Origin of the sequence: Rhodococcus antarcticus (assembly GCF_026153295.1) — a bacterium.
Lineage (GTDB): Bacteria > Actinomycetota > Actinomycetes > Mycobacteriales > Mycobacteriaceae > Rhodococcus_D > Rhodococcus_D antarcticus.
In genome coordinates this window covers 2,273,263-2,288,514 of the sequence record NZ_CP110615.1, presented here as the reverse complement: position 1 = coordinate 2,288,514, position 15,252 = coordinate 2,273,263, and the positions used below count along the sequence as shown (strand labels likewise).

The window sequence follows — 15,252 nt, the reverse complement described above, 5'->3', positions numbered from 1 at the left end:
GGGCGGGGCTAGCGTCGCGGACGTGGCCCCGCCCGAGCCCTCCCGTGACGTGGCCCCCGCCGCCGTCCCCGACCCGTTGCCCCGTCCGTTCTGGGTGCGCAACCCGTGGGTGTGGCGGGTGGTGGCCCTGGGTTTCCTGAGCTTCCTGGTGGTGGCCGCGGTCGAGGAGGTCCGCTCCGGCGACCCGCTCGCGCTCAAGGTCCTGGTGCTCAGCCTGATGACGGCCTACGGCGCGGTCTACCTCGCCGTCCTGCCCAGCGAGGTGGCGAGCTACCGGGACGCGCGGACCGTCGCGGTGCTCGGGACGCTGGGTGTCGTCCTGGTGGCCCTGCTCGGACCGGACAGCATCGGGCTGTTGATGTACGCCCTCGTCAGCGCGGCGACGACGCTGCCGCCCGCGCGGGCGATCCCCGTGGTGTGGGTCACCTGCGCGGGGATGCTGCTCTACACCGGACTGGTGGGGGACGGCCCGCACTGGGCCGAGGTCAGCGTCTACGGCGGCACCGCGCTCATGCTCGTGATCCTGATGAGCCTGCGGACGGCGGTGTTCGCGCTGCGCGAGGCCAACGACGAGGTGGCCCGGCTCGCCGTCGCCGACGAGCGTGCCCGCCTGGCCCGGGACCTGCACGACGTGCTCGGCCACAGCCTCACCACCATCACCGTCAAGGCCGCGCTGGCCCGGCGGCTGATGGAGGCGGGGGAGACCGCGCGCGCCACGGCCGAGATCACCGACGTGGAGGTGCTCACCCGCCAGACCTTGGCCGACGTGCGCTCCACCGTCTCCGCGCAGCGCCGGGCCTCGCTGCCCGCCGAGCTCGCCGGCAGCCGCGCCGTGCTCACCGCCGCCGGTATCGAGGCCGTGCTGCCGCAGGCCACCGACGAGGTCGCCGAGCCCTACCGGGAGGCCTTCGCCCACGTGCTCCGGGAGGCGGTGACGAACGTGGTGCGCCACAGCGGGGCCCGCCGGTGCGAGGTCCGGCTCGGCCCCAGCTGGGTGGAGGTGCGCGACGACGGCAGCGGCGCGGTGGTGGGCAGCGCACCGGGCACCGGGATCGCCGGGCTGCGCGAGCGGCTGGGGCCTCTGGGCGCGACGGTGCACGCGGGGCCCGCCCCGGGCGGTGGCTTCCTGCTCCGGGTGAGCGCCGACGAGCCCGCCACGGCGGTGCCGGCGTGATCCGCGTGCTGATCGCCGACGACCAGGCGCTCGTGCGCGGGGCGCTGGCCGCGATGCTGGGCCTGGAGCACGACATCGAGGTGGTGGCCCAGGTCGGCGACGGTGCGGCCGCCGTGGCCGAGGCGGTGCGCACCCGCCCCGACGTGGCCCTGCTCGACGTCCAGATGCCCGGGGTGGACGGGCTCACCGCGGCCGAGCAGCTGCGCGATCGGGTCCCGCAGTGCCGTGTCCTGGTGTGCACCACCTTCGGCCGGCCGGGCTACCTCGCGCGGGCCATGGCGGCCGGTGCGGCCGGCTTCGTCGTCAAGGACGCTCCGCCCGAGCAGCTCGTGGACGCGGTGCGGCGGGTGCACTCCGGGCTGCGGGTGGTGGACCCGGTGCTCGCGGCCGAGTCGCTGGCCAGTGGCACGAGCCCGCTCACGCCCCGGGAGCACGAGGTGCTGCGGTTCGCCGCCGACGGTGCGCCGGTGTCGGAGGTGGCGGCGCGGGTGCACCTCTCGCAGGGCACGGTGCGCAACCACCTGTCGGCCGCCATCGGCAAGACCGGCGCGCGCAGCCGGGCCGACGCCGTGCGGGTGGCGGAGCTGAGGGGCTGGCTGTAGCGGTCAGTCGTCGGCGCGCACCGGGAGCGCCCCGGTGGCCTCGCCCAGCACCGCCTGCTCGTCCGGCTTGTGGGCCAGCACCTCGCTGACGTACGAGCGCGCGGCGGGCAGCGAACCCACGTCCTTGCCCGCGGCCTCGGACAGGAACCACCGGTGCTCGAGCACCTCGTGGAAGATCTCGGCCGGCTCGAGCTTGCCCCGCAGGGCCTTCGGCACCTGCCGGACGACGGGTTCGAACACCTCGGTGACCCAGCGGTGCGCGGCGATCTGCTCGTCCTCGGTGGCGATGCCCAGCGACGCGCGGTAGGTGTCGAGGTCGTTGAGCAGCCGCCGCGCCTGGTTCTCCTGCACGTCGAGGCCGGTCAGCCGCAGCAGCCGACGGCTGTGGTGGCCCGCGTCGACCACCTTCGGCTGGACCCGCACGTGCGAGCCGTCCGGCTCGGCCACCACCTGGAACTCCCCGACGTCGAAGCCCAGCTCGTTGAGGGTGCGGACCTTCTCCTCCACCTTGTAGCGCTCGGTGCGGTCGATGACGACGGCCGAGGAGAGCTCGGCCCACAGCCGGTGGTAGCGGCGCAGCACGGCGTCGGCGGTGTGCTCGGGATCGATCCCCTCGTGCAGCAGCCCGCCGGCCTGCAGGTCCAGCAGCTCGCCGTAGATGTTGAGGAAGGCCACCTCCACGTCGTTCTCGCGCTGGCCGGTCGAGAGCTCGTCGTGCAGCTCCCCGGTCTCGGCGTCCACCAGGTGCGCGGCGAAGGCGCCGGCGTCGCGGCGGAACAGCGTGTTCGACAGCGAGCAGTCCTTCCACGCGAACCCGGAGAGGTGCAGCCGCACCAGCAGGGCGGTGAGCGCGTCGAGCAGGCGGTTGGCCGTGTTCGGCCGCAGCGTGGTGGAGAACAGGGCGCGGTAGGGCAGCGAGAACTGCAGGTGCTCGGTGACCAGGGCGGGCTCGAGCTCCTCGCCGGTGACCGAGACGCGCCCGGTGACGATGCCGACGGGGTGCACGCACGGCACGTCGAGCTTCTCCAGGCGCCGCAGCAGCTGGTACTCGTGCTCGGCGAGGTAGGTGCCCACCTCCTTGACCGCGTAGATGCGGTTGTTCAACCGGGTGAACCGCACGACGTGCCGGGAGATGCCGCGGGGCAGGTGCACCAGGTGCTGCTCCGGCCAGCTGTCCAGCGGGGTCTCCCAGGGCAGGAACATCAGCTCCGGCTCGTCGGGGGAGCCGATGAGGTGCAGGGCCACGGCGGTCACTTCCTCGCGGTCGACGGCACCGCCGAACCTAGCGGGTGCCGTGCGCGCCGGACCACCGTCGGGCACGGGGTCGGGGACACTGGGGGCATGGACGAGCAGATGACCCCCGGGGCCGAGCTGACGGGAGCCACCGACGCGGTCTGCGTGGTGCGGGTCTCCGACCGCAGCGGGCTCGGCTCGGTGACCTCCGGCGAGCTCGTGGTGCGCACCGCCCGCGGTTCGGCCGGCGAGCTGCTGGGTGGGGCCCTGGACACCGCGGTCGCCGAGCTGGCGGGCGAGGTCCTCGGTGGGACCCCCGTGGCCGGCCGCACGGTTGCGCTCGGTGAGGACGCCGCGGTGGCCGCGGGGCTGGCCTGCGCAGGCACCGTCACCCTGCTCGCCCACCGGCTCGACGTGGACGCCGCCCACCTGCTGGGCTCTGCCCTGTCCGGGGGCGAGCCGGCCGTGCTCGCGGCGGGCCCGCGCGGGGCACGGGTGCTCGTAGGTGCCGCGCTGGAGCGCAGCGCCGGGTCCGTGGGTGGCACCGCCGTCGACGAGCGGGCCGGCCAGCTGCTCCGCCGCGGGGTGAGCGCCACCGAGCACCTGGAGGTGGACGGCGAGGACGTGCTGCTGGACCTGTGGGTGCCGGTGCCCCGGGTGCTCCTGGTGGGCGCCGGGGTGCTCGGGGCCGCGATCGCCGCCCAGGCCGCTATGCTGGGGTGGACCAGCGAGACCGTGACCGCGGTGGCCGAGACCGAGGCGGCCGTGGCCACGCTGACCGCGGCGGACGTGCTGGTGCTCCTGGACCACAGCCCCGACTTCGACGGCGCACTGCTGGCGTGCGCGCGGGGCCCGGCCTTCGCGGGCGCCCTGGGGTCCAGGCACACCCAGTCGGCCCGTCGCGACCGGCTCACCGCGGCCGGGGCCAGCGAGGCCGAGCTCGATCGCGTCCGGGGACCCGTCGGCCTCGACCTCGGCGCGCGCACCCCGGCCGAGACCGCGGTCAGCGTGGTGGCCGAGGTGCTGGCGCGACGGGGCGGGCGCACACCGGCGGCCCTCGGCGCGACCGCAGGCAGGATCGGGGTGTGAGCGGGGGTCTGCGTCGCTGGGCCGGACGGCTCGTCGCGGGCACCGTGCTGCTCGGGCTGCTCGTGGTCGGCGGGACCGCCGTGCGGGTGTGGCAGGTGGCGCGGGTCGACGACCGCAGGCCGGCCGACGCGCTCGTGGTGCTCGGGGCGGCCCAGTACGACGGCACCCCGTCCTCGGTGTTCGCCGCACGCCTGGAGCAGGCCAAGGATCTCTACGACTCCGGTGTGGCTCCGCGGATCGTCACCGTCGGCGGCAAGCAGCCCGGGGACGTGTACACCGAGGCCGCCGCGGGCAAGAGCTACCTGGTGGCCGAGGGCGTTCCCGCCGGGGCCGTGGTCGCCGTCGAGGTGGGCTCGGACACGCTGCAGAGCATCCGGGCCGTGGCCGACACCCTGCGCGCAGACGGGCTCTCCAGCGCGGTGCTGGTGAGCGACCCGTGGCACTCGCTGCGCACCCGGATCATGGCCGCCGACGCGGGTCTGGACGTGCACACCTCGCCCACCCGGCAGGGCCCGGCGGTGCTCACCCGGGACGCCCAGTGGCACGGCATCGTCCGGGAGACCGGAGCGCTGCTGTACTACCGGCTCAGCCACGCCTCGGCCGACTTCGCCGCGACGTCGAACGCGAGCGGGTGAACCCGGTGGTCGGGGGCGCCTACGACGGCCACGCCACCGCCCGGCACGTCCCCGAGGTCGCCAAGACCGCAGGCCTGCCCGGCAGCACCGTGGACCGTTCCGCCTTCTCCCGCGACCGCGCGCGCGTCCTGCACTCCGCAGCCCTGCGCCGGCTGGCCGACAAGACCCAGGTGGTCGGCCCGCGCGAGGGCGACACCCCGCGCACCCGGCTCACCCACTCCCTCGAGGTCGCCCAGATCGGCCGCGGCATCGCCGAGGAGCTGGGCTGCGACCCCGACCTGGTCGATGCCGCGGGCCTGGCCCACGACATCGGCCACCCGCCCTACGGGCACAACGGGGAGCGCGCCCTGGACGAGGTGGCTGCCGGCTGCGGCGGGCTGCCCGGCTGCGGCGGGTTCGAGAGCAACGCCCAGAACCTGCGGATCCTCACGCGCCTGGAGCCCAAGGTGCTGGCCGCCGACGGGTCCTCGGCCGGGCTCAACCTCACCCGCGCCGCGCTGGACGCGGCCACCAAGTACCCGTGGGTGCGCACCGCGCCGGGCTCGAAGTACGGCGCCTACGCCGAGGACGCCGCGGCCCTGGCCTGGATCCGCGAGGGTGCACCCGGGGTGCGGCAGTGCGTCGAGGCGCAGGTGATGGACTGGTCCGACGACGTGGCGTACTCGGTGCACGACGTGGAGGACGGGATCCTCGCCGGGCGCCTGGACCTGCGCGCCCTGGGATCGTCGGGCGAGCGCGACGCCCTGGCCGACCTGGGCCTGGCCTACGTGCGGGGCGCGGACCACGCCGTGCTGGTCGAGGCCGCCCAGCGTCTCGCGGCGCTGCCCGTGGTGGCCGGTCTCGGGGTCTACGACGGGACCCTCACCGCGGCGGTGGCGCTCAAGCGGCTGACGAGCGAGCTCGTGGGCCGCTTCGCCTCCGCGGCGACCACGGGCACCCGGGCGGCGGCCGACGGGCGTCCGGTGCGCCGGTACGAGGCCCAGCTGGTGGTGCCGGCCGTGGTGGCCGCGGAGGTGGCGCTGCTCAAGGCGATGGCGCTGCGGTACGTGATGTCCGACGCGTTGCACCTGGCCGCGCAGGAGCGCCAGCGGGAGACGGTGCACGCGGTGGCCGAGAGGCTGTGTGCGGCAGGTTCGTCGGCGCTGGACCCGTTCTTCGCCGCGGAGTGGGACGCAGCGCTCGACGACGCCGCCCGGCTGCGCGTGGTGGTGGACCAGATCGCGTCGGTGACCGAGGGGCGCCTCGAGCGCATGTGACCGTGCGCCCCCGGCCGGACGCTCCCCCCGACCGCTCAGCCCGGCAGCACGTAGTCGGCGAACCGGGTGCGCAGGTCCTTCTTCAAGAAACTGCGGTTGCGACGCTCATTGCCGGAATAACCCGGCATCCGCCCAGGCGCCGGCCCGATGCCGGGATAACCAGGCACCCCGGAACGACAGGAAGCCCCCCGGCCGGCTTGCGCGAGGGCGGGGACGGGGGCGGTCGGCAGCGTGCAAGTGGTGCTCCGTGGGTATGTATGGCTATGGTCAAGGAGTTCTAAACCGGAGGGGGGCCGGCTTGCAGCTCCCCTGTTAGTCAACGGAGGGGTCCCCCATGAAGAAGCTCCACGCCGCACTGCCCGTGATCGCCGGCCTGCTCGTGCTTTCCGCCTGCGGCAGCACAGCAGGCAAGGCGTCTGACAGTGCCGGCGCTGGCTCGAACCGCCCGGCGGACGGCAGTAGCCAGGCAGCGGCCACGGCCACGACCGAGGCGGCGCCGGCCAACCCCAAGTTCGGCGCGGCCTTCACGTTCGACAACGGGCTTGCGGTGACAGTGAGCGCACCGAAGCCGTACACGCCCAGCGAGTCCGCTTTCGCCAGGGGTGGTGGCGCCGCCGTCATCTTCGACATCACCGTCGTCAACGGCACGAAGGCGAACTACGACCCGACCCTTTTCAACGCAACGCTTCAGAGCGGGAACGCCGAGGCTCCTGCTCTGTTCGACTCGGCGAACGGGGTGAACGGCTCCCCGCAGACCGCTGTTCTTCCTGGCCGCGAGACGACCTTCAAGCTGGCCTTCTCGGTCACCAACCCGGCCGACCTGGTCATGCAGCTCCGGCCCGGGTTCGAGTACAAGCCGGCCATCTTCACCAGCTAGGCCCCGAACGACAGAAAGCCCCCCAGCCATGAGGCTAGGGGGCTTCTGTACGTACTCAGGTGGTGCGGTCCAGCTTGGCGCTGATCTCGTGGAGCAGGCGGTTGGTCTCGCGCTGGAGGACGACCTGCTCCTCCATGAGCTTGCGCTCCCAGACGAGGCTCGCCTTCCCCCCGACCACGCTCTTGCCCCAGGGCTGCTGGGGCTCGGGCGCTACCGGCGGAGGGTCGCCCTTGCGGGCGTTGCGCTGGTCGATCCTGTCCTGGCTGAAGTAGCCCATGTCAGGCGCGACCCTGCTTGGCGATCTCCTTCAGGGACTTTGCCTGGGACTTGGCTGCGCGCTTGGTGAGGCGCGTGCTGCGGGCCGTGCGCTCCTTGTCGGAGCGGTAGTCCACGACCCCCATCGTGCTCACTGCCGTCAGCTTCCTCATCATGCCCATGTCCTGCTCCTCCCGTTCGTCCGATGTCCGGTGCAAGTTACACCATGGGCGGGGGCCTGTCGAAGCCCCCGTGCACTAGCGGACCGGGCAGGACCCGTTCGCGCAGTCCTCGTCGGTGCCGTCCTCGATGAGCTGCACCCCAGCCGCCTCGTACTCGGCCTCGGTGATGCGCTCGTACGGGGCCTGCGGGCGGGCGCCGTCGACCATGAGGGTCGTGCCCTTCAGGTGGGGCAGGTAGCGCGCGAGCGTGGTGGCAACCTCGTCGACGTAGCCGTACGTCGGGGCGGGCACCATCTCCCCGGAGGCCATGGCCGCTTCCTGGTGGTCCTCGGCCGGCATGTTCACCGTGAAGCTCACCGCGTTGTCCGCCCAGTAGTTCTGGTACATCGCCTGGAAGGCGAGCATGTCCTCCAGGCTGATCTCGTCGGCGGACTCGACGGTGTCGGCGGTGTAGCCGAGCGCCTCCACCTCAGCGACCAGGCGCTCCTTCGTGCGGAACACGACGATGCCGGTGTTGCCCGAGGCGTCGTAGGAGTCCAGCTCGTAGCCGTGCCCCTGCGCGAGCAGCTCCGCCACCTGCGCGGCCTGGGCCTCGTCGGTGAGGGAGAAGCGCACCCGCCGGTTGAAGTACCGGGCGTAGATCGGGTGGATGCCCTCGGTGGCGCCGGGCAGCTTGGCGATGGACCCGGTCGGGGCCACCGTCGTCACCTTGACCGGCGCGGGGATGCGGAGGTCGAAGGCGTACTCGTGCGCGGCCTGCCGCACCACCGAGTAGAGGCCGGCGAGGAGCTGGCTGAACTCGGTGTCCTTGGGGGCGTCGCTGTAGCGCACGCCGGCCTTGGCGAGGAAGCCCTGCACGCCCAGGTGGCCTACGCCGATGCGCCGGTTGCGGGCGAGCTTCTCCGCCTGGCCGGCGTCGTTGACGTCGCCGTAGGTGGCACGGATGAGGAAGCGGGCCATGAGCCGGTGGGCCAGGGCCAGCTCGTGCACGTCCAGCTCCTCGCCCCGCGTGGTGGGGGCGAAGGCGTCGAGGTTGACGTGGCCGAGGTTGCAGTTCTCCCACGCCTCCAGCGCGATCTCGCCGCACGGGTTGGTGGCCGTCACCTCGTTCGGCTCGCCCACGTTCGAGAGGGTGCTGTTCCAGTAGCCCGGCTCCCCGTTGGTGAGCATGGCCGTGACGACCCGCTCGTGGAGGCTGTAGGCCGGGGAGTCCACGTCAGAGAGCTGGTCGAGGAAGTCCTGGTCGATCTCCACGGAGATGTTCGTCGTCCAGTGCTTGCCCGAGTCCGCCTTGCAGCTCAGGAACTCCTCGATGAAGGGGTCGTCCCAGGCACAGATCGCCATGCGGGCCGAGCGCCGGACCCCACCGGACACCACACACTCGGCGATGGCGTGGTCGATCTCCATGGCCTCGGTCGGCATGAGGTACGGGGTCACGCCCCACTCGCCCACCTGGTTGTGGGCCTTGTTCAGCACGGAGCCGACCTCGGTCATCATGCGGGCGAAGGGCTGCGGGCCGCTGGCCGTGCCACCGAACGTCTTCAGGCGCGAGCCCTTGGCCCGGACCCGGCTCACGTCGTAGACCCGGCTGGAGTGCCGCACCTCGACGTCGGTCATGTAGGTGTCCAGCAGGTCCACCAGGGCGCTGGCCCAGCCTTCCCGGCTGTCCTCCACCTCGAAGGCACCGTGCCAGTCAGCGTTGAACTCGGAGCTGAGCAGGCCGGCCTCGACCATGGCCGCGTAGTCCGGGTGCTCGGGGTCGCAGACCAGGTGCACGTCGAGCGCGCGGCGCGGTGCACCGAAGGGCTCCAGGAAGCGCGAGCTGTAGTTGGCCCCGACGCCCCCGCCCTCCATGAGCCGCAGGAAGGTGAACTCGAAGTGGTCGCTGAGCTTCACGCCCCAGCCCGAGACGTGGCAGTTGAACAGGTACTGCCGGCCCTTGACGCCCGAGGCCCAGAGGTGACGTCCGGCGGGGAGCAGCTTGAACTCCAGCATCATGCGGGCCAGGTCGTCGTACTCGGCCTCGGTGTTGGTGGACCAGACGCTTCGCTCGCCGTAGACCAGGGCGAGGTTGCCCTCGGCCACGCGGGCGACGGTGTCGGGCCAGGTCTCACGCTGGCCGTTGGCCTTCACGCGGGAGTAGGTGCGGTCGTAGACGGTCTCCCCGGTCGGTCCCCAGGGGATGTCGATGGTCGGTGCGTTCACAGGTGGTGGTCCTCCAGTTCTTCGAGTGCAAGTTGCACACCCTCGTGCTCGTAGGCTGGGCCGTTGAGCTTGATTGTCAGTCGGTTCAGGCAGCGCTTGATGCGCTTGGAGATCGCGCCCTGGGACACCGACTCGTAGATGCCGATGTCCTCCTGGGTCCAGCCGGCTCCGAAGTGCAGGAGCGTCGCCCGTCGCTCGTCGAGTGGGATGAGCGAGGTGTCCCAGGCGTCGCGGACGTCGATGCCCACAGCCCAGCTCGTGTTCGAGGTCGTCTTGTCCGTGGCGCCCTTGGGCATGTCAGCCGGCGGTGCGGTCGGGTTCGCCACGCCCCAGACGTACATGCGCCCCCAGATGTAGGGGAGCATCCGCTCCACCTCGTCGGCCTTGTAGCTCACGCGAGTGAGACCTCGTCCAGGTCGACGTGACGGGAGGCCCGGTCGTCGTCGGTGGCGAACGCCTTGTCCCGGGTGAGGTGGTAGAGCCAGGTGTAGAGGAACCCCAGCTCGTCGTTCTCCAGGTAGCCCCGGACCCGGTCGGCGTTCAGGGCCAGCAGGATGAAGCACTCCTGGAGAGCGTCGCCCTGCTCGGCGATGTGGCTGAACTGCGAGGCCAGCTTGGAGGCCACCTTGTTGGCGACCTCGATGACCTCGGGGGTGTCGAGCACGGTCCAGTCTGCGGACTCCTTCACGGTGTCTCCTCTCGTCATCGGACGACCTCCAGCGGGGAGGTCTGTCCGTCCTTGGTGATGGCGACGACCAGGCCGGGGTTGCCCCCTGTGCCGGTCGAGTGGCGCCACCAGGTGCTCTCGCTCTCCATGGCCGGGGGCTGCACGAACAGCCGGCGCCCGTCGCTGTCGACGTTCTCGTGGTGCAGGTGACCGGCGAGCAGCAGGTCGGCGTGGGTGAGCTGGCTGGAGCCGAACGCCTGGCCCTTCCACCAGTCGAAGTGCTTGCCTGGCTTCCACTGGTGCCCGTGGGCGTGGGCCACGCGAGTGCCGGCCACGTCGAGCACGACGGTCATCTCGTCGGTGTCGGGCACGAAGAAGCCGACGTGGCCGAACGCCTCGGGCGCCAGCTCGACAGCGTCGGCGACCGCGATGAGGGACTCGGTGTCGTGGCTGTCGTCGTAGCGGGTGAGACCCTTGCCTGAGAAGCGCTGGGGCTCACCGTGGTTGCCGGGCACCGCCGCCATGGTCACGGTCGTGGCCGCGTCGGCGAACAGCCGGAGCGCGTAGAGCATCACGCGGCGGGTGAGCCGGATCTGCTCGTTGAGCGTCAGCGGCGTGCGCCAGACGTTCGCCCCGCCCTGGGAGACGAAGCCCTCGATGTGGTCACCGAGCCAGGCGATGTGGACGTGGCCGATGTCGAAGCGGGAGCGGTAGTGCTTCAGCACGTCCGCCGCCCGGTCCAGGCAGCCGATGGTGCGGGCGAGCGTGCCCTCCACACCGTCGCCGTCGATCTTGCCGAACTGCATGTCGCCCAGGGCCACGATGAAGCCGTGGTCGCCTCGGGGGCGCTCAGCCACCGGGATGTGGAGCTCCAGCTCGGCCAGCAGCTCGTCGAGGGGCGGTCGCACCGACTCCGCGGCGTGCGCCGCTCGGGCGAAGCTGAAGCGCGTGCTCACGCCGGTCTCGCCGTTCGCCATCGTCCACTCGCTCGACCGGAAGCCGGTCGGCACCCAGAGGTCCGGGTCCTCGCCGCGCTCGCGCAGGAAGGTGGTCGCTGCGTCTTCGTCCACGTCGGACTCGGCACCTCGGACCACGACCTCGGCCACGTTGCCCTTCACCTCGATCTTGCGGGTGAAGGCGTCCTCCTCGGGACGGCTGCGGGCGGTCACGACCGGCCCTACCGGCTTCGCCAGCAGCTCCTTGCTCAGGTCGCTCATGTGGTCGCTCCCTTCGTCGAGCGGCGGTAGTTGCGGATGCTCGATGCCGAGATCCGGTGCCCGTGCTCGGTCAGGACGAGCGCGATCCACTCAGCGCTGGTTGTCCCCACCAGGTGCGGGTGCAGTGCGGCCTTCTCCGTGCCGCTCAGCGCGCTCCATGTGGCCCTGAGCCGCTCCCCGGGTGCGCCCGGGAGTACGGGGAGGGGGAGTACGGCAGAGGCGCTCTCAGCCCCGCTCACTCCACGACCTCGATCGTCTTCCACTGGCCGGCGCCGATGGTCACCACGGTCTCGGTCGGCTTCAGCCGCTCGGCCCGGACGATGACGACCGTCCCGTTCTCCAGCAGCTCGAAGCCGGTGCCGTGGTACTCGCGGATGTCGTAGGCGTTGAACTCGACCCGGATCACTCGGGCAGCTCGATGCCGAAGTCCTGGCGCATGAGCATGTCGACCTCGGCCAGGGCCACAGCCGCGACCTGGATCAGCTCGTCCACCCGGCGCTGCGGGTCGTGCTCGGCGAGAGCCTCGTAGACCTCCTCCAGCAGGATGGTGTCCCAGCCCAGCCGGCCCGCCTTCACGAGGTCGGTGTTGACCTCCTTGTAGCAGTCGGCCAGCCGGCCGTAGTCGTCGACCCGCTGGCCCGGGGTGGAGCTGCCCGTGCTCGGGTGGTTCTGGACGCCCCACTCGTCGTCCTGGTTCTGGCGCTCGTCCCTGACGGCGTCCAAGATGTCATGCAGTCTCACTTACACACTCCCCTCGTCGATGAGCGCGTGCAGGGCCTCAGCCCCGCCCGCGAGATAGGTCTCGTTCACGTCGCCGTCGCGCAGTCGGACGCCCTTGGCAGAGCGCAGGGACTGCGTGACCTTGCGGACGAAGTCCGCGCCTGCGTCGTCGGGGTCGCCCCAGACGAAGACGCGGTTGAAGCCGGCGAGCATCCGGCGGTGGTGGCTGCGCCAGCCCGTAGCTCCCGGGATGGCGACGGCCGGCAGGCCGGCCATGCTCAGCGTGATGGCGTCGAACTCGCCCTCGGTGACGCTGATCGTCGAGTCCGCCTGGTGGATGCCTCGGATGTTGAACACCCTCGACGGCTCGTCGGTCATGCTCATGTACTTCCCGTGCCCGAAGGCGCGGTGGTCGTGCTCCTGGATGCAGCGGAAGCGCTGGCTCAGGGCCTGGCCGTCCTTGCCCAGGTAGGGCAGGGCGAGGAAGCCCCGGAACCGCTCGTGGCCTGGCTCAGGATCGACCACGCTTCCAAGCCGGAACGTAGCCGCCGTCGCGCGGTCCAGACCCCTTGCGCGCAGATACGCGGCGGCGGGATGCGTAAGCGCTGCCTGATAGCTCGACACCGCCTCCTCCATCGACTCCCGTTGCGAGTCCGAGAGTGGCTGCAATGGTTCGTGCTCCGACAAAGTTGGTCTCCTCCTTCAGCTCGATGAGCGTGTAGGGATCTCCGCCCTCGCCACAGCTCTTGCAGTTCCACAGCCCCTTCTCCAGGTGCACGGAGCACGAGGGGGTGCGGTCTTCATGGAGAGGGCACTGGACCATCTGCACTGCGCGGTCTGTGCGCTGCACGTCGTAGTGGTCGAGCAGTGCCCCCAGGTCCGGCCTCTCCTCCTCGCTCATGCCGGCCAGGCCACCTTCGCCATGGCCTCCAGGTGAGCGTCGGGCAGTCCGACGTCGAAGGCGAAGCCCAGGTGCCGGGCACCCATGGCCGCGAGGATCACGGCGTCGGCCTCGTCGTTCGTCTTGATCGGCAGGCCCTCTCCGGCGTACCTCTCCTTGACCGCCGCGTGCACCGTCTTCTTGTCGGCGTTGCCCTTGCCGGCGCCGTACTTGGCACGAGCCGTGGGCGCCACCGTGGCGACGGGACAGACGCGGAGCGCGGCCTGCACTGCCTGCCACCAGAGCCCGGAGCGGTCGTGCTGGGCACCGTGCTGGCTGCCGTAGCTCGGGTTCTCCACCACGAGCAGGTCGGGCTTGAACCCGGCCATGCCCTCGGCCAGGTGGCCGACGATGGTGCCGAGCCGGTGCGCCCGGTCGGTGAGGGTGTCGCCCTTGCGGCCGAGCGTCTTCACGGCGGCGGTGTCGATCAGCCCGTCCGCCTTCGAGGCGTAGGCGATGCCCGTCGAGGTGAGCGACAGGTCCAGCCCGATCACCCGGGTCACACCCGCACCGTCGCCCAGCGCACCAAGCCGGCGATCTCGTCCAGCTCCTCCTCGGTCGCGTCGTCGGGGGACACCGCAGCGACGTCCATGCCCTCGATGTCCTCGGTCAGGTAGTCGAAGTAGTCGAGCGCGGCCTGCGCCTTCTGTTCCTTGTCCAACTTGCACACTCCTCTCTAGTTGCGCGGGTACAGCACGTACGGGTGGAACCGCGTCCTGCTGGGCTCGCACCGCATGGTCGTGTAGCTGCGCGCGGTGGGGTCTGACGGCCCCATGCGCTGCTTCACCACGGCCACCCGGTAGTCCAGGCTCATCGGGTCCAGCGCGACCGACAGGGACAGCTCAGGCTTCTCGCTGAGCCCGCCCTTGATCTGGTCGCGCGAGGGGGGAGCCCAAGGGTCGGCCTTGGCCTCCCAGCTCTTGTCGCTCGCGTGGTGCAGGAGGATCACCGTGGCCCCGGTAGCTCGGGCCAGCTCGGTCACGTTCGACATGACCTCCATCTGCGCGGTGTAGTCCGACTCGGCACCGTCGAAGTCCATGAGGTTGTCGAAGACGATCACCTCGGGGTAGCAGTCCCACAGCTCGACGTACGCCTCCATCTCCTCGTCGATCTGCCGCCACGAGATCGGGCTGCCGAAGGAGAAGGTGATGTTGGAGCCGTTGAGAGCCTGGAGGTAGCGCTCGCGGTGCTCGCCCCCGGAGGCCATCCCCGCCTCTAACTCCTCGGTCGTGTCGCCGGTCTCCATCGAGGCCAGCCGCGACGACGCCGTGAAGGCACTCATGTCGGCGGAGAAGTACAGCGAGGGGAGGTTCATCTGGGCCACCCAGAACAGGGCGAAGCCCGACTTCTGCGTGCCGCTCCGTCCGGCGACCATGACGACCTCCCCGTGACGGGGCCTGCATCCGGCCTTGTACAGGTCGACGAAGGCAGGCACCCGGGGGAGTTCACGACCGGACTCGGCGTGCAGGCTGAGCGACCGTGAGGGGGTCAGCATCTACACGCCCCCGATCAGTCGAAGCTCGGAGCGTCAGCCATGGCCTCGGTGACCGCAGCCTCGCGCTTCTCGCCGTAGGCCATGACCTTGCCCTTGACCATGTTCGACGCCTGGCGCCAGACCCACGCGGGGTGCCGGCCGGGCTTGGACGGGGGGATCTGCGCGAGGGTGACGATGGTGGCGCCGCCCTTCACCGACTCCAGGTCCCGGGCCAGGATCGAGTTCTCGACGCGGGTGCCCTTCAGCACCTCGGTCGGCTCGCCGGCCTCCAGCTCCTCCATGGTGGCGAACATCGTGATGTCGCAGAGGGCCGAGTCCTTGGGTCCGTGCTGGGTGGGGCGCTGGCGCTCCCACTCGTGCACCTCCACGAGGAAGCCGGCGAACTCGACCTTGTCCGTGTCCGGCTTGAACCAGCCGCCGCCCTGCGTGGGGATGTCCTTGAAGTTCAATGCCATGTGAGTGATCTCCGCTCTGTAGTTGTTATGTGGAAGGTGTTGCGGTAGCTCAGAACTGGTGGAAGCTGCGGGACATCGCCTTGCCGGCGGTGCCGATGGTCACCACCAGGGCGACCAGGAAGATGACGAGCCCGAGCGCGCCGGAGATCCAGAGCGGCGAGGTGACCCAGAGCCAGCCCCAGGCGATGACGTCGGTGAGCTTCAGGACCAGGAAGACGAGGAACAGCAGGACGGGCAGTGCGGGCATGTG

Annotated in this window: 22 protein-coding genes; 6 read left to right on the top strand and 16 right to left on the bottom strand. The window is 71.2% G+C overall.

Going from position 1 to position 15,252, the window contains the following annotated elements:
* The first annotated feature begins 22 nt into the window (after nt 1-22).
* Together RHODO2019_RS11115 and RHODO2019_RS11110 are read left to right on the top strand one after the other, a co-directional pair.
* Nucleotides 23-1,174 (top strand): sensor histidine kinase, encoded by a 1,152-nt coding sequence (locus tag RHODO2019_RS11115; RefSeq protein ID WP_265381863.1) that lies wholly within the window; start codon nt 23-25, stop codon nt 1,172-1,174.
* A 53-nt stretch (nt 1,175-1,227) separates the two neighbouring features.
* A complete protein-coding gene (locus RHODO2019_RS11110; protein ID WP_265384733.1) occupies nt 1,228-1,776 on the top strand; it encodes a response regulator transcription factor in 549 nt (182 codons plus the stop codon).
* A 3-nt stretch (nt 1,777-1,779) separates the two neighbouring features.
* On the opposite strand, the gene RHODO2019_RS11105 is transcribed toward RHODO2019_RS11110, so the two are convergent.
* Nucleotides 1,780-2,979, bottom strand: a complete 1,200-nt coding sequence (locus tag RHODO2019_RS11105) for a DUF4032 domain-containing protein (RefSeq protein WP_435532217.1) — start codon at nt 2,977-2,979, stop codon at nt 1,780-1,782.
* Nucleotides 2,980-3,117: 138 nt separating this feature from the next.
* On the opposite strand from RHODO2019_RS11105, the gene RHODO2019_RS11100 reads away from it, so the two are divergent.
* The 4 genes from RHODO2019_RS11100 to RHODO2019_RS11085 all read left to right on the top strand — a co-directional run bounded on the left by RHODO2019_RS11100 (nt 3,118) and on the right by RHODO2019_RS11085 (nt 6,866).
* Entirely contained in the window at nt 3,118-4,098 is a 981-nt protein-coding gene (locus RHODO2019_RS11100) for an XdhC family protein (RefSeq protein ID WP_265381861.1), read from the top strand.
* A complete protein-coding gene (locus RHODO2019_RS11095; protein ID WP_265381860.1) occupies nt 4,095-4,733 on the top strand; it encodes a YdcF family protein in 639 nt (212 codons plus the stop codon). Before RHODO2019_RS11100 ends, RHODO2019_RS11095 begins: the two co-directional genes overlap by 4 nt.
* A gap of 5 nt (nt 4,734-4,738) precedes the next feature.
* Nucleotides 4,739-5,989, top strand: coding sequence for a deoxyguanosinetriphosphate triphosphohydrolase (locus RHODO2019_RS11090; protein WP_265381859.1), 1,251 nt, complete (start codon nt 4,739-4,741; stop codon nt 5,987-5,989).
* A 334-nt stretch (nt 5,990-6,323) separates the two neighbouring features.
* Entirely contained in the window at nt 6,324-6,866 is a 543-nt protein-coding gene (locus RHODO2019_RS11085; protein WP_265381858.1) for a hypothetical protein, read from the top strand.
* A 55-nt stretch (nt 6,867-6,921) separates the two neighbouring features.
* Here RHODO2019_RS11085 and RHODO2019_RS11080 read toward each other — a convergent pair whose 3' ends face one another.
* The 15 genes from RHODO2019_RS11080 to RHODO2019_RS11010 all read right to left on the bottom strand — a co-directional run bounded on the left by RHODO2019_RS11080 (nt 6,922) and on the right by RHODO2019_RS11010 (nt 15,249).
* Nucleotides 6,922-7,143: a hypothetical protein gene (locus RHODO2019_RS11080; RefSeq protein ID WP_265381857.1), complete on the bottom strand. Its 222-nt coding sequence runs from the start codon at nt 7,141-7,143 to the stop codon at nt 6,922-6,924.
* Between the two features lies 1 nt (nt 7,144).
* Entirely contained in the window at nt 7,145-7,297 is a 153-nt protein-coding gene (locus RHODO2019_RS11075; RefSeq protein ID WP_265381856.1) for a hypothetical protein, read from the bottom strand.
* An 81-nt stretch (nt 7,298-7,378) separates the two neighbouring features.
* Nucleotides 7,379-9,508: a ribonucleoside-triphosphate reductase, adenosylcobalamin-dependent gene (gene nrdJ / locus RHODO2019_RS11070; RefSeq protein WP_265381855.1), complete on the bottom strand. Its 2,130-nt coding sequence runs from the start codon at nt 9,506-9,508 to the stop codon at nt 7,379-7,381.
* Complete coding sequence (locus RHODO2019_RS11065; RefSeq protein ID WP_265381854.1) at nt 9,505-9,903, bottom strand: RNA polymerase sigma factor sigma-70 region 4 domain-containing protein; 399 nt, start codon at nt 9,901-9,903, stop codon at nt 9,505-9,507. Before RHODO2019_RS11065 ends, nrdJ begins: the two co-directional genes overlap by 4 nt.
* Complete coding sequence (locus tag RHODO2019_RS11060) at nt 9,900-10,196, bottom strand: hypothetical protein (RefSeq protein ID WP_265381853.1); 297 nt, start codon at nt 10,194-10,196, stop codon at nt 9,900-9,902. The genes RHODO2019_RS11065 and RHODO2019_RS11060 overlap by 4 nt, the downstream gene beginning before the upstream one ends.
* A gap of 14 nt (nt 10,197-10,210) precedes the next feature.
* A complete protein-coding gene (locus RHODO2019_RS11055; protein WP_265381852.1) occupies nt 10,211-11,392 on the bottom strand; it encodes a hypothetical protein in 1,182 nt (393 codons plus the stop codon).
* A gap of 235 nt (nt 11,393-11,627) precedes the next feature.
* On the bottom strand, nt 11,628-11,798 hold the full coding sequence (locus tag RHODO2019_RS11050) for a hypothetical protein (RefSeq protein ID WP_265381851.1): 171 nt from the start codon (nt 11,796-11,798) through the stop codon (nt 11,628-11,630).
* A complete protein-coding gene (locus RHODO2019_RS11045) occupies nt 11,795-12,133 on the bottom strand; it encodes a hypothetical protein (protein ID WP_265381850.1) in 339 nt (112 codons plus the stop codon). The genes RHODO2019_RS11050 and RHODO2019_RS11045 overlap by 4 nt, the downstream gene beginning before the upstream one ends.
* Nucleotides 12,134-12,637, bottom strand: coding sequence for a toprim domain-containing protein (locus tag RHODO2019_RS11040; protein WP_265381849.1), 504 nt, complete (start codon nt 12,635-12,637; stop codon nt 12,134-12,136).
* The gene (locus RHODO2019_RS11035; RefSeq protein ID WP_265381848.1) at nt 12,624-13,013 is read right to left on the bottom strand and encodes a CHC2 zinc finger domain-containing protein; all 390 of its coding nucleotides are present in this window, start codon (nt 13,011-13,013) and stop codon (nt 12,624-12,626) included. The genes RHODO2019_RS11040 and RHODO2019_RS11035 overlap by 14 nt, the downstream gene beginning before the upstream one ends.
* Nucleotides 13,010-13,555: a RuvC family protein gene (locus tag RHODO2019_RS11030; protein WP_265381847.1), complete on the bottom strand. Its 546-nt coding sequence runs from the start codon at nt 13,553-13,555 to the stop codon at nt 13,010-13,012. The genes RHODO2019_RS11035 and RHODO2019_RS11030 overlap by 4 nt, the downstream gene beginning before the upstream one ends.
* Nucleotides 13,552-13,713 (bottom strand): hypothetical protein, encoded by a 162-nt coding sequence (locus RHODO2019_RS11025; RefSeq protein ID WP_265381846.1) that lies wholly within the window; start codon nt 13,711-13,713, stop codon nt 13,552-13,554. Before RHODO2019_RS11025 ends, RHODO2019_RS11030 begins: the two co-directional genes overlap by 4 nt.
* A gap of 15 nt (nt 13,714-13,728) precedes the next feature.
* Complete coding sequence (locus RHODO2019_RS11020; RefSeq protein ID WP_265381845.1) at nt 13,729-14,487, bottom strand: AAA family ATPase; 759 nt, start codon at nt 14,485-14,487, stop codon at nt 13,729-13,731.
* 74 nt (nt 14,488-14,561) lie between these two features.
* Complete coding sequence (locus RHODO2019_RS11015) at nt 14,562-15,002, bottom strand: hypothetical protein (protein ID WP_265381844.1); 441 nt, start codon at nt 15,000-15,002, stop codon at nt 14,562-14,564.
* 49 nt (nt 15,003-15,051) lie between these two features.
* Nucleotides 15,052-15,249, bottom strand: a complete 198-nt coding sequence (locus tag RHODO2019_RS11010) for a hypothetical protein (protein ID WP_265381843.1) — start codon at nt 15,247-15,249, stop codon at nt 15,052-15,054.
* Nucleotides 15,250-15,252 lie beyond the last annotated feature (3 nt).